The sequence below is a fragment of the Paenibacillus flagellatus genome, from assembly GCF_003217775.1.
Classification (GTDB): Bacteria; Bacillota; Bacilli; order Paenibacillales; family NBRC-103111; genus Paenibacillus_AB; species Paenibacillus_AB flagellatus.
In genome coordinates this window covers 391,819-405,531 of record NZ_QJVJ01000003.1, presented here as the reverse complement: position 1 = coordinate 405,531, position 13,713 = coordinate 391,819, and the positions used below count along the sequence as shown (strand labels likewise).

11 protein-coding genes are annotated in these 13,713 nt (G+C 58.3%); 9 read left to right on the top strand and 2 right to left on the bottom strand.

The features are described 5' to 3' along the window. Positions 1-8 precede the first annotated feature (8 nt). The 3 genes from DLM86_RS08335 to DLM86_RS08325 all read left to right on the top strand — a co-directional run bounded on the left by DLM86_RS08335 (position 9) and on the right by DLM86_RS08325 (position 3,076). Positions 9-1,106, top strand: coding sequence for a GerAB/ArcD/ProY family transporter (locus DLM86_RS08335; protein WP_110839524.1), 1,098 nt, complete (start codon positions 9-11; stop codon positions 1,104-1,106). Then, on the top strand, positions 1,087-2,202 hold the full coding sequence (locus tag DLM86_RS08330) for a Ger(x)C family spore germination protein (protein ID WP_110839523.1): 1,116 nt from the start codon (positions 1,087-1,089) through the stop codon (positions 2,200-2,202). The genes DLM86_RS08335 and DLM86_RS08330 overlap by 20 nt, the downstream gene beginning before the upstream one ends. Positions 2,203-2,335: 133 nt before the next feature. Further along, positions 2,336-3,076: a C40 family peptidase gene (locus DLM86_RS08325; RefSeq protein ID WP_245954429.1), complete on the top strand. Its 741-nt coding sequence runs from the start codon at positions 2,336-2,338 to the stop codon at positions 3,074-3,076. Between the two features lie 4 nt (positions 3,077-3,080). On the opposite strand, the gene DLM86_RS08320 is transcribed toward DLM86_RS08325, so the two are convergent. Both DLM86_RS08320 and DLM86_RS08315 read right to left on the bottom strand, forming a co-directional pair. After that, a complete protein-coding gene (locus DLM86_RS08320) occupies positions 3,081-3,698 on the bottom strand; it encodes a TVP38/TMEM64 family protein (RefSeq protein ID WP_110839522.1) in 618 nt (205 codons plus the stop codon). Continuing rightward, positions 3,695-4,420, bottom strand: a complete 726-nt coding sequence (locus tag DLM86_RS08315) for a MerR family transcriptional regulator (RefSeq protein WP_110839521.1) — start codon at positions 4,418-4,420, stop codon at positions 3,695-3,697. The genes DLM86_RS08320 and DLM86_RS08315 overlap by 4 nt, the downstream gene beginning before the upstream one ends. A gap of 190 nt (positions 4,421-4,610) precedes the next feature. Here DLM86_RS08315 and DLM86_RS08310 point away from each other — a divergent pair, with 190 nt between their 5' ends. From DLM86_RS08310 to DLM86_RS08285, 6 genes are all read left to right on the top strand, one after another. Continuing rightward, positions 4,611-4,958, top strand: coding sequence for a winged helix-turn-helix transcriptional regulator (locus DLM86_RS08310; protein ID WP_110839520.1), 348 nt, complete (start codon positions 4,611-4,613; stop codon positions 4,956-4,958). A gap of 184 nt (positions 4,959-5,142) precedes the next feature. Further along, positions 5,143-7,458: a helix-turn-helix domain-containing protein gene (locus DLM86_RS08305; protein WP_158289392.1), complete on the top strand. Its 2,316-nt coding sequence runs from the start codon at positions 5,143-5,145 to the stop codon at positions 7,456-7,458. A 137-nt stretch (positions 7,459-7,595) separates the two neighbouring features. Further along, positions 7,596-8,564, top strand: a complete 969-nt coding sequence (locus DLM86_RS08300) for an ABC transporter permease (RefSeq protein ID WP_245954427.1) — start codon at positions 7,596-7,598, stop codon at positions 8,562-8,564. 24 nt (positions 8,565-8,588) lie between these two features. Further along, positions 8,589-9,485, top strand: a complete 897-nt coding sequence (locus tag DLM86_RS08295) for a carbohydrate ABC transporter permease (protein ID WP_110839517.1) — start codon at positions 8,589-8,591, stop codon at positions 9,483-9,485. A 41-nt stretch (positions 9,486-9,526) separates the two neighbouring features. Then, entirely contained in the window at positions 9,527-11,203 is a 1,677-nt protein-coding gene (locus DLM86_RS08290; protein ID WP_245954425.1) for an ABC transporter substrate-binding protein, read from the top strand. Positions 11,204-11,382: 179 nt separating this feature from the next. After that, positions 11,383-13,680, top strand: a complete 2,298-nt coding sequence (locus tag DLM86_RS08285; RefSeq protein ID WP_110839516.1) for a helix-turn-helix domain-containing protein — start codon at positions 11,383-11,385, stop codon at positions 13,678-13,680. Positions 13,681-13,713: the final 33 nt, after the last annotated feature.

Sequence of the window (13,713 nt, the reverse complement as noted above, 5' to 3'; positions counted from 1 at the left end):
GCGGAGGGGTGCGTTATTTTTACTATCTCGTCATTACCAATATGCTTGTCAACGTTTTGGTGTTCGTGCCCCGGCTGCTGATCCGCGACCGGTACGACGGCTCGGTCATGGCGCTGCCCGTCGCGTTCGCCATCGGCATGACGCTGTTGACCGTGTTCGTCAAGTCGATCGCCCGCTTCCCGAAGCAGGATCTGGCCGATGTGATGGAGGGCTGCTTCCCGCGCGCGTTCAACAAGGCGCTGCTTCTTTTTTTCAGCTTGAACGGATATGCCGCGGGGGGGTTGACGCTGCTCGCCTTCGGCGATTTCACGCGCAAGTTTTTGAACCCGGACATCACGAACATGACGGTCATCATGCTGTACCTGGGGGTCGCGGTATTCGTCGTCGGGCTGAAATCGACGCAAATTTTGCGCGTGCTCGAAATCGTTCTTCTGCTGGCGCTGCCGCTTACGCTGTTTATTTTGTTCAAGGCGTTTTTCAACCGGCAAATGGACTGGAACTCCGTGCTGGCCGTGTCGATGTTTTACGGAGAGCCGCCCAAGCTCGGGAGCTTGGCTGCGGCCACCTACATATACAGCGGCTACGCCGCGCTCGTCGTTTTGAACAAGGCGATTACCGGCTTCAAGCCGAAATGGTTATGGACGATCTGCATCATCGGCTTGATCACGTCGATTACGACGCTGTTCGTTCCGGTCGGGTTCCAGGGGGCGGACGGGGTCGGCGATTTCCATTACGCATGGGTGAGCACGTCCGATTCGATGCGAATCGAGCTCGGCTTCGTCGAGCGGGTCATGTTTATTTTCATTTATTTTTACGGCCAAGTGGCCTTCGTCAGCGTAATCGTGCATTGGCACGTCGCCCTCGATTTGCTGAAGGCCGTGTTTCGGTCGGAACGAAATGAAAGCAAGACCGCCGACCGGGTGCTGCGCATCGTCGTCTTGACCGTCTTCAGCGCGGGTATCATGGCCGGCTCGCTGCTCGACTACCGGCAATTTTTCGACATCGGGGAGATCTGGCTGGTCGTCCGCATGTTCACCGAATTCGTTCTCGTTTTCGTCGTAGCCTACGCCGCAAGGAGGAAGAAGCATGCCGCGCAACCGACTTAAAGTTCTGCTGCTCGCCGCATCGCTGCTAACGATGGTGACGACGGCGTCGGGCTGCGGGTTCAAAGATATCGACAAACGCTTTTTCGTCTTTACGATCGGCGTGGACAAAGGGCAGAACGGCAAAACGTACAAGGTGGAGCTGAAGCTGGCGATTCCGACGCCCCAGGAGCGGTTCGGATCGAACAAGTTCATCATTGTCACCGAGGAAGCGGATTCGATTACCGAGGCGGTGCGGATCATCAAGTCGAAAATCGACAAAGAGCTGGATTTCGGACAGGCGAAAGCGATCGTGCTCGGAGAGAAGCTCATGCGGGAGATGAATGATCCCGGCCCGCTGCTCGATTGGTTCATCCGCCGCCGCGATATCCAGATGATTGCGTGGGTCGGCATCGGCCGTCCCGACGCCATGACGATTTTGGAGGCGGGACCTCCTTCGGAGCGGCTGCCGTCCAACCTGCTGTTCATGTTTTTCGGGCAAAGCGGCACGGAGACGGCCTACGTCGTGTCGGAATATTTGTTCGACTTCCGCCGCCGGCTGACGGAGAGAGGGCTGGATCCGATTTTGCCCATTATCGAGAAGCGGAGCGGCGATCAGCTGACGATTAACCGAACCGCCGTGTTCAATAAAAAAAACTGGGTTCTCGAGCTCGACCCGCAGCAGACGAAAATATTCAACGCTTTCTATAACAATATAGGCAAGGTCGATATCAAGGTGAAGGAGAAGGGGGTATACGTCCTCCTGTCGGCCGACCAGGTCAAGGTCAATTACAAGCTGAGGGACATCCGGAGCGAGAAGCCGCGCGTCACGGTAACCATGACGGTCAAAGGATCGATCGAGGAGACGCAGTCGTCGGAGAAAGTGACCGACTTGGACAAGTTCGAAGCGTTGGCCGCGAAGGAAATATCCGTCCGCATCCGCTCGCTGCTGTCGACGCTTCAAAAGGCGCACGTCGACCCGATCGGCTTCGGGCTTCGCTTCCGAGCGATGCACCGGACCGACCGCAAGGAATGGCTCCGGTGGCAAAGCCTTTACCCGGACGTCCAATTCGACGTGAACGCCAAGGTCGCCCTCCGTGGAAGCGGCATTATCGATTGACGGATCGAACCCGCGGTGTTTGCGTCATCCCGTCACCGGCTCGATCGCATTTTATTTTATCGCTCTCCGAATGGACCGGTCGTCGATCGGCAACAGTAGTAGCGTACGCCATCCATGCCAAGGGGGGACTATATTGGGAAGACGGTTCATTAGGAAATCGGCGGCGATCGGCCTATTGTTCGCCTTGGTCGGCTGCGCCGGGCAAAACGCCGGACAGGAGCCGACATCCGAAGCGCAGCAGGCGGGTAACGGCATCGATAGACGGCTCGTCGATACGCGGGTGACGAACGGTGATTTGCTGCTGCGCCAAGGCGACGCGGGTCTCGAGTTCGCTTCGTCGAACGCGGCGGCGAACGGGACGGGCGGAGTGAGGGCGCTCGGGGAGCCGGTGAAAGCATACCCGAATCCCGCCATCGCCCCGTATCAGGGAGGATATGCGGAAAACGTCGTGTCGGCGGCCGCGATGTATTTCGGCACGCCGTACGAATACGGCTCGGACCGGGCGGATCCGTCCACGTTCGATTGCTCGGATTTTACCCGCTGGGCGTTCTTGTCCGCACTCGGCATGGACCTGCCGAAAGACTCGCGCAGCCAGGCGAGGTACGTCGAAGCGTTCTCCGGCCGGTCGTACCGGGACATCGGGCAGGCGCGGCGAGGCGATTTGCTGTTTTTCGTCGGGTACCGGGGCTCGAATCCGGAATCGTATCCCGAAGCGGAGAAAACGATCGACCGCATCAGCCATACCGGCATTTATTTGGGCAACGGCAAGATGATCCATACCGCCTCCGTACGGACGGGCGGGGTGCGGATCGACGACGTGTTCGGCAATCATCTGCAATGGCGTTTCGTATTGGGCGGCTCGGTGCTCGAATAGCCGCTCATTCGGGCGTATGCCGGCGTGCCCAAAGCCGATAGCCGACGTACGTCGCGGCCAGGAAAGCGCCGTATACGGCCAGGACGGCGATCGCGCTGCGGAGATCGGCGAACAGCCGGTCTCCCAGATAGGCGAAGACGAGCATGGCGGGGATTTTGCCTAACGATGACGCCACCGCATAGGTGGACAGCCGGATCGACAGGAAAGCCGGGTATATATTGACGAGCGTCTGCGGGAACACCGGAACGAGACGCGCCGCGAGAATCGTCGCGAACGGACGGCGCTCCATCAGCACCCGCAGCCTCTCGGCTTGCCCGAACTTCGACAAGTAGGCGGCGGCCCGCTCCCGAAGCGTCGCGCGGACGACGACGAAGACGATGACGGAAGCGACCGAAGCGGCCGTCCAGCTGATGAAGGCGCCGAGCAGCGGCCCGTACATATAACCGAGCGTGCCGATCACGATTTTGAAGGGCAGCACGGGGAACAACAGAAGCGCCAGCGCAATGGCGAAGCTGACGACGATCGAAGGGGACTGCCGCATCCAGTCGGACAGCTCCGTCCGATAGAACAGGCAGACGGCTATCGCCGCGGCGTATACGAGGACGATCGCCCACCCCTTCATGCGTAAAACTCCCAGTGATCGTCGACCAAATGGAGCAGCCGGCACAGCCGGTACAAGTAGTGAGCGCCGCGAAGCTGGTTCCGGTTGAGCCGGTTCAAAAATTCGAGCGAATCCCGGGCGATTTTCCTCGCCTGCTCGACGTTGTTATGATCCAGCTCCTTGATCACCCGCTTGATGATGTCCAGCGAGTAGACGGCGGAACGAAGCGTGCGGATGATCAAAATTTGCCTGACCTGCGACCGGTTGAACCGCCGGTAGCCGTTCTCCGGGTCCCGGGGGAGCGTAAGCAGCCCCATCTTCTCCCAATGCCGGATCGCCGACGCCGGAATGTTCGTCTCTTCGGAAACTTCGCCGATCGTCATCCACTTTTGTCTGCCTCGGGCGTCCAATTCCTCCAGCTGCTTCGTCTCCAGCACTTCGATCGTCTTCTCGGCGATCGTCTTGTCCCGATGGAGAGCGGCTTGCGCCTCGTTCACTTTCCACAGGGCGGCATCCGCTTCCTTGCGCTGCAGCAGACGCATCACTTCCTTCGTCAGCGTCATGCCGTAGCCCGTATTCATCGCCCGGATGCATTCGAAATATGCGATATGCTCCTCGGTGTATACCCGGTATCCGTTCGGCGCGCGCTCGATCGGCGGGACGATGCCCCATTCTTCGTAATGCCGGAGCGCGCTCGTGCTGACGTTCAGTTTTCGGGCGACGTCGATCGGCCGTACTTGCATGGAACCACCTCGGCTTTTTGTTCATTTCCATTAAAGCAAGACGCGCAACCGATGTCAAAGAAGACGGAACGGCAAGCCTCCCCGATTGACACGAAATGTCGGACGTCATAGTATGGGGGGAAGGGACTGTCGTCGAACGTCGGCCGACCGCCCGGACGATTCCCATTTTGAAACGGGAGGAAGTGACGCGATGAGCGAAAATACGGGCTCCAGCATTTGCGAGGTGCTGCAAATTCTCGGCGCCAAGTGGGCGTTTCTCGTCCTCGACGAGCTGCTGAAAAAAGGGCCGCAGCGGTTCAAGCAGCTGCAGCGCAACGTGGCGGTCATCAAAACCCAGTCGCTCACCGATACGCTGCGCCACCTGGAGCAGAGCGGGCTCGTTCGCCGGGAAGTGTTTCCGACCGTACCGGTTACCGTGGAGTATTCGTTGACCGAGAAGGGCAGCGATTTCCAGACGGCGCTGAAGGAAATGGAGAAATGGGTGCTCAAATGGGGCGGACGCCAAGCGGAAGCCGATAAAGCCAGCCAATCTTCTTGACGAAGAGGCCGGCTTTTTTTGTCGGACAAAACGAATCTCCCGCCGCATGGCGCACGTTCCGTAACTTGCTATGCTGGGAAGAGAACCGTTTTATCGCGTCGGCATTCCGCACAATAGGCATAGGAACAGACGGAAGCAAGCGCGGATCCGACGGAGCGGTCCTATCGGACGGAGGGGATGCACGATGCGGAAACCGAAACGTGGCCTGGCGGGCGGCCATCGCGTGTTTGTGCGCCTATTGGCGCCCAACATGCTGTTCTTGCTGCTTCCGCTTCTGGTCGGCTGGGTCCTTTACGGGAAAACGGTGCGGGAGATGGAAAAAGAGCTGACGGCGAGCAACATGAATTTGCTTAGGCAAAACAAGGACGTGCTCGACCGCCGGTTCGCCGAGGTGGCGTCGATCGCGCTTCAGCTGACGGGGGACACCCGAATCATCCAGTTCCAGCCCGTCACCGAGCCGTTCGTCGGGGCGAATACGTACCGCGTGCTGGAAACGCGCAAAAGCATCTATAACTTCAACTTGACGAACAACTTCATCTTCAACACGTTCGTCGTCTACAAAAACAGCGGGCTCGTCTTCAAGGACAGCTCGACGTACGGAATCGCCGAATTTTACGAAAAGTTCCGGTACGAAGGCTTCGACGTCGAAAGCTGGAAGCGGCTCGTCATCGGGACGTACCATCAGCGCAAGGTGCTGCCCGCCCGAGACGTCGAGGTCGACGGCACCCGCAGGTCGCTCGTCACGTACATCCAATCGCTCGGGTACCCGCGCTACCCGCAAGGAGCGGTCGTCGTCACCGTGGACAACCGGGAAATCGAAAAGCTGCTCGGCAGTCTCGATTTATCCGGCGGCGGGTGGGCGCACATTATCGACGAAGAGGGCAGCATCGTCAGCTCCGTCTCTCCCGACGGAACGTCCTACCGGATCGACCGCGGCCGGCTGACCGGCAAGCAGGGCACGGTCATGATGAAGCTCGGCGAGCGCGACATGATGATCACGTATACGACGTCCGCGTACAACGGATGGATTTATTTGGTCGCCCAGCCCGCGACCGTCGTCCTGGAGAAGCTGCTGTACATCAAGAGGACGACGTGGACGATGGCGTTCGTCTTTTTGGCGCTAGGGTTGATCGCCGCTTACTTGATCGCCTACCGGAACAGCCGGCCGTGGAAAAGCATCCTCGACACGATCGTCGAGCGGACGGACGGGGACGGCTATTTCGGCTCGGACGCGTATCGGTTCGTGCGCGACAACGTGTCGCGCCTGATCGACAGCAACCGCGATTTGGAAAAGAAGCTGAAGGAGCAGGCGCCGCTTCTGCAGGCCGCGCTGTTCGAGCGGCTGCTGAAAGGGGAGTACGTCCCCTCGCCGGATACGGACGCGCTTCTGCGCCACGTGGGCATCGATACGCAAGGGCGCCGCTTCGTCGCCTCGATCGTTCAATTGCGGGGCTACGACGGCGGCTTGGACGCCGATACGCTCGAGGAGCTGGACGTCAAGCGCGTTATGGTGAAGGAGCTGCTGCGCCAGCGGATGCCGGGACAGGCGTATTGGCACGATACGGCGGAGGACCAGATTGCGCTGCTGCTCGCCTTCGACGCTGACGGTCCGGCGGAGGGAGCCGATCCGATCGCGGACGTCGTCCCGGACGCAAGCGAGCTTATCCGCTCCAAGCTGAACGTCGCGACGCGGTTCGCGATCGGAGGAACGTACGCCGGCTTGATGGGCGTCTCCCGGTCGTACGAGGAAGCGAAGCGGGTGATCGAATATTTGACGTGGCGCAACCGCAACGGCACGATGCGCTTCGACGAGCTGCCCGTCGAGAACGGCGGCTATTACTATCCGGCCGACCTGGAGATGCGGCTCGGCCATTTGGCCAGGGCGGGGGAGAAGGATGCGGTGGAGACGCTGCTTGGCGAGCTGCATCAAATCAATTTCGAGGACCGGCGGCTGTCGGTGCCGATGCTGCGGCTGTTCGTGAGCGAGATGTGGGGGACGGTCGTCAAGCTGCTGCCGCAGCTGGCGATGGACGACGGGGCCGTCGCGGAGCAGGTTCAGACGTTTTCCTCCGAGAACGCCTCGTACGGAAGCTTGGAGCGCCAATACCGGATGATCGAGACGACGTACCGGCGCATTTGCGACTTCGTGGGCGAGCACAAAAAAAGCCAAAACGTGCAGCTGCTGGAGGATATCGTCTCGTACGTGCACGAACGGTTCGCGCAAGCCGATTTGTGCCTCGACTCGGTGGCGGACCGGATGAACATATCGAAGGGGTACTTGTCGCAATTTTTCAAGGAGCAGACCGGGGTCAACTTCTCCGACTACCTGGAGCAGCTGCGGATGAACGAAGCGAAGGCGCTTCTGGCGAAGACGGACTTGCCCGTCTACGAAATCGCGCAGCGGGTCGGCTACAGCTCGTCCAATACGTTTTGCCGGGCGTTCAAGCGGATCAACGGGGTAAGCGCATCGGTATTCCGACAGCCGCAGCCGCCCTCTTGAAAGCGCATTCTTGAGCGGTGCACATGCCGCGGACGATTGCACATCGCCGATATGAAGCGGTGCACATCGAGTCGAAACGTTTCCACTATACGGGCCCGCCCGGCCGATTTATCGTGGAATCGGAGGGAGGTGAACGTTTGGAGACGTCCAGACGAGCAGCGGACAACGCCGTGCGAGGCGTTTGGAAAACCGGGGCCGCCACGCCATGGCGGAACATGAGGAAGTCGTGGCGCCTGTACGCGCTTATCGCACTGCCCGTCCTGTACATCGTCCTGTTCAAGTACGCGCCGATGTACGGCGCCCAGATCGCTTTCAAAAACTATTCGGTCACGAAAGGCATATGGGAAAGCGAATGGGTCGGGTTCAAACATTTCGCGAGGTTTTTCCATTCCTACGATTTTTGGCGGCTTATGCGCAATACGATCGTGCTGAGCGTGTACAGCTTGGCGGCGAGCTTCCCGTTCCCGATTATACTGGCGCTCGGCTTGAATTACGTCGGAAGCCGGATGTTCAAAAAATCGGTGCAGATGATTACGTACGCGCCCTACTTCATTTCCGTCGTCGTCATGGTCGGCATCATCTTCGAGCTGCTCGACCCTCGCAACGGCATCGTCAACACGGTGCTGCGGGCGCTCGGCTTCGAAACGATCAACTTCATGGGGGTACCCGGCTATTTCAAGTCGATCTACGTCTGGTCGGGCATTTGGCAAAACGTCGGCTTCGGCTGCATCATTTATTTGGCCGCGTTGGCCTCCATCGACCCGTCGCTGCACGAAGCGGCCGTCGTCGACGGGGCGACGAAGCTGAGACGGATGTGGCATATCGATCTGCCGGGCATTATGCCGATCGCGATCATCATGCTCATCATGAATACGGGGCATATGCTCGACGTCGGCTTCGAGAAGGTGCTGCTCATGCAAAACCCGCTCAACATCCGGACCTCGGAAGTGATCGACACGTACGTGTACAAGGTCGGGCTGGCGTCGCAGGCGATGAACTATTCGTATTCGTCCGCCATCGGTCTGTTCAAGTCCGTCGTCAACCTCGTCCTTCTCGTCGCCGTCAACAAGATCGCCCAAAAGACGAAGCAGGCGAGCTTATGGTAGGGGGGGACGGGAAAGGAGGGAGCCGTGAAACGTTCGGCCATTCGGGAAACGAGAAGCGATCGGCTGTTTACGGCCGTCAATTACGGGGTCTTGTCGTTGTTCGCGATAACGATTCTATATCCGCTCGTCTACGTCGCGAGCGCCTCGATCAGCGACGCGGATGCGGTCATTTCCGGCGAAGTGTGGCTGTGGCCGGTCGACCCGACGCTCGACGGGTACGCCGCCGTTTTCAAGCACAAGCTCATTTGGAGCGGCTTTGCGAACTCGGTCTTCTATACGGCGGCGGGAACGCTGATTAATGTGGCGATGACGATTCTCGCGGCGTATCCGTTGTCGCGCAAAGACTTTTACGGCAAAAACGCGTTCATGTTTTTGTTCGTCTTCACGATGATGTTTTCCGGCGGGCTCATTCCAACGTACTTGCTTGTCAAGGAGCTGGGGATGCTGAATACGGCATGGTCGATGCTGCTGCCCGGCGCCCTCGGGGTATGGAACATGATCATTACGCGGACGTACTTCCAAACGACGATCCCCGACGAGCTGCTGGAGGCGTCGCAGCTGGACGGCTGCAACGATTTTCGATTCGTTTGGTCAGTCGTGCTGCCGCTTTCGGGCCCGATCATCGCCGTCATTACGCTGTTTTATGCGGTCGGTCATTGGAACTCGTACTTCAGCGCGCTCATTTACTTGAAAAACCAAAGCTTGTATCCGCTCCAGCTCGTCCTGCGGGACATTCTCGTGCAAAACGAGGTCGATCTGACGATGCTGACCGACGTGGCCGAGCAGGCGAAGCGGGAAGGGCTAAGGGAGCTGCTCAAATATTCGCTCATCGTCGTAGCGACCGTACCGCTGTTGATCGTCTATCCGTTCGTGCAGAAGTATTTCGTGAAAGGAATCATGATCGGCTCGTTAAAAGGATGAGCGGGCCGGAAACGCGGAATCCATTCCGGGAGGGAAAGCGCTTGAACAAAGCTGCGGCAATCGTACTGTCGCTGGCGCTGGGCACGATGCTGGCGTTAAGCGGCTGCTCGGGGAAAGAAGAGGCGGCGACGCAGGAGGGAGAGGGCGGCACCGGGGTCGTCACGAATCCGCCCGGTCAGCTCCCGATTACGAACGAGAAAACGACGGTGAAAATATTGGTAAGAGGCAATTCGACGGTCGAAGATTTCGCCACGAACGAGTTTACGAAATGGCTGGAGCAGAAGACGAACGTCCATATCGATTGGGAGGTCGCGCCCGAGAAGTCGGCGACGGAGAAGCTGAATCTCGTCCTGTCGAGCGGCGATTACCCCGACGTCATAATGGGTTTCGGCGTCTCACCGACCCAGATGATGATTTACGGTACGCAAGGCGTCTTCCTCAAGCTGAACGACATGATCGACAAGTACGGCGTGGAGATGAAAAAAATGTTCGACGCGAGCCCGTTCTACAAAGATTTGATTACCGCGCCGGACGGGAACATTTACGCGCTGCCGCAGGTCAACGAATGCTATCACTGCATGTACCACCAGCGGATGTGGATTCACAAGCCGTGGCTCGACAAGCTCGGGCTCCGGATGCCGACGACGACCGACGAGTTTTACGAGGTGTTGAAAGCGTTTAAGACGCGGGATCCGAACGGCAACGGCAAGCCGGACGAAATCGCGCTGTCGGGCTCGGTGCAGGCGTCGAGCAGCCATCTGTTCTCGCCCTCGATGATCGACTCGTTCCTGATGAACGCATTCGTCTACGATCACGGCGACAAGAAGCTGTACCTCGAGAACGGAAAAGTGACGGTGCCCTACAATAAGCCCGAATGGAAGGAAGGGCTCAAATATTTGCGAAAGCTTTACGCCGAAGGGCTGATCGACCCGCAGGCGCTGACGCAGGACAACGACCAGCTGAAGAAGCTGGGCGAAAACCCGGACACGGTCATTCTCGGCGCCTCCTCCGGCCACAATATGGGGTCGGTCGCGACGCTGGGAGGCAAGAGCGGCCGCTGGCTCACGTATGTCGCCGTCCCGCCGCTGAAAGGTCCGAACGGCTTTCAAAACGCGGCGTATCACCCGTACGTGGTCGGCAACGGCCAATACATCATCACGAACAAGGCGAAAAACCCGGAGGTGGCGTTCCGGCTGGCCGACTTCCTGTTCAACTCGCCGGAAACGACGCTGCGCTGGTACGCCGGCCGCGAAGGCGTCGAATGGAAATATGCCGACAAGTCGGAAATCGGCATCAACGGCAAGCCGGCGATCTGGAAGCAGCTTACGCCGTGGGGCGGGGTGCAGAACGTGAACTGGAGCCAGACCGGCCCCGGCTACCGGTCGAACGACTTCCGGCTCGGCGAAGTGCAAAACCCGGACCAGCCGCTCGAGGTCATTTTGTACAACGAGACGAAGCAGAAGATGGAGCCGTACCAAATGCCGATGGACAACGTAATGCCGCCGGTCTTTTTCACGGCCGACCAAGCGGCGGAGCTTGCCGATTTGGAGAAAACGATTCTCGATCACGTCAAAGAAATGATGGCCCGCTTCGTGACGGGCGACGCCGATATCGACAAAACGTGGGATTCGTACGTGAAAAATCTCGACAACATGAACCTGAAGCGGTATTTGGACATTTACCAGCAGGCGTACGACACGAAGTTCAAGAAGAAGTAGGTAGGAAGGCCGCCTCCGTCGAGGGGCGGCCTTTCGTGCGTGAGGGGGGGAAGCGGCCGACCGTAACGAAGCCGACGTCATTCCGGCCGATTTCGGCGAACGCTTCAAAGTTCGCACGATATGGTGTACACTGGTTTCACCGATGCATGAACCAGTAAGTCGATAGGGAGTGCCGCATTATGAAAGGGCTTGCAACCAAAGTATACTTCAACCGATCGTTGTTCCGGAAACTGCTGCTTTCCTATTTCGTAACGATCCTCATTCCGACGCTGCTGATCATCTCCGTATACGCCTATACGATGAAGGAAGATCTGCTCGCGCAAATCGAACAGTCGTCCGAAGCGGGCACGCAGCGCGTGTCCAAAAATATCGAAACCGTGATCGACCAAATCAACTCGTTTTCTTTGCAGCTGTCGTTCATCCCGTCCGTGAACACGTGGCTGCAAAATGCCGGCGAATTTTCCATGTTCGACTATTACCAATTAAAAGAACAAGTCCGCAATCAGATCGTACCGAACAATTTGTTCCATTCCGTCTATATTTTCGCCTCGGCGAGAGACAAAGTCATTACGACGAACGAAGGGTTGTTCGACGCTTCCTCCTTTTACGACCATTACGTCGTCGAACAAATTCACGAGAAAAGCGGCAGCTCGACCTGGTGGTACCAGGTGCGGAAGCCGCCCGCGGAAGCGTTCCGCACCCCTGCCGCTTCGGACAACGGCGGGGAGTTCGTGACGTTTTACAAATCGATACCGGTTACGGCCGTCAAGCCGCTCGGGACGCTCGTCATCAACATCCCGAAGGACGTCTTCCTGAGCACCTTGTCCAGCATGAGCAACGGGGCGGATAGCCGGACGGTGATTTTGGACGGCGACGGCTTCCCGATTTCGCGGTTCGGGCCGGCGCCGGACGCGGAGCTGAACGCGCTGGCCGAGAGGGCGGCCGGCTCCGGCTTGGCGCACATGGGCAAAGTCCGGATCGACGGGACGACGTACTTCGCCCGTTCGTACTCCGTCGCTTACAACGGGTGGAAGGTCGTCAGCCTGACGCCGTATCGGCTGTATCAGGACCGGCTGTTCGGGAAGCTGACCGATTCGGCGCTCATCGTCGTGCTCGTATCGCTGATCGGGCTAGCCGTCTCGTACGGGTATGCCGTCAAAATGTACAACCCGTGGAAAAAAATCGTCGAGGCGCTGACCGGGACGGCCGGGAAGCGGCTCATGCCGCCGGCAAGAGCGGGCTCCGACGAAATTTCGATCGTAAGCGGCGCGATCGACAGCATGATCGAGACGATCAAGCGAAACGAGCCCGTCGTGAAAGACCATCTCATTTCGGACATTTTGCAAAACAATTTGCTGGACAAGGAGTCGATTCCGATTCGGCTGGAGCAGCTCGGCCTATCGTTCGCGGAGCCCGGATACCTCGTCATCGTCTCCGTCTTCGACTTCGCCGTGCCCGAGCATGCCGACGATCCGCAGCGGAAGCTTGTCATGTTCAGTTTGGTTTCCGAGTCGCTCCAGAAGCGGTTTTCGTGCGAAGGGACGATTTTGGACGGCAACAAGCTCGGTTTTATCGTCAACTTGAACGCGTCGCGTCTCGATGACGAGCTCAAGGACCGCATCAACGCCTGTTATGCCGATATGAGCGCGATGGCCCGGGAGCAGCTGAACGCTTCGCTGCAGCTGTTCGTCGGCGAAGTATGTCCCGTCGGGCAGATCCATACTTCCTACGAGCATCTGCGCAGAGAATTGAATTACAAGGCGGTCATGGCCAGCAGCGAAGTCATTTTCGTACAGGAGCAGCAGAACGAATCGAAATTCGTCTATCCGCTGTCGATGCAAAAGCAGCTCATTCAACGGATCGTTTCGCTGGATCGGGAAAGGGCGGAAGCCTGCATCGGGGAGCTGTTCGAGCAGTACATTTACGACTCGAAATATTCGCACGAGAAGCTGCAGGGGATGATCGTCGTCCTGATGGGCAGCATCGTGAACGAGCTGTTGAAGGAAGGCTACGACGTCTGGAGCTTGAACGAAGAGGTCGGCATATTCAAGCTGGACCGCTGCCGCAACAACGACGAGCTGCGCCAATTTTTGAGCGCGCACATCGACCGGGTCATTACGTTTCTCGAGGCGTGGCAGGATCGGAAAAACACGAACTGGTACGTGTCCAAAGCGATCGCATATATGGAAACGCATTTCTCGACCAATATGTCGATTTCCGACATCGCCGAGCACGTCGGCGTCAGCGGCGGTCATTTGAGCCGCACGTTCAAGGCGGAGACGGGGAAGTCGATGCTCGAATATTTGACCGAATTCCGGATGACGAAAAGCAAGGAGCTGCTTGCGCGCCGGAACGACTCGCTGCACGAGATCAGCCAAGCGCTCGGCTATAACGACGTGCAAAGCTTCATCCGTTTTTTCAAAAAATACGAGGGCGTGACGCCCGGCGAATACCGCAAAAGCATCGTAAAAACGTGATATTCGTACGAAATTCATAACATCGGACGCGCC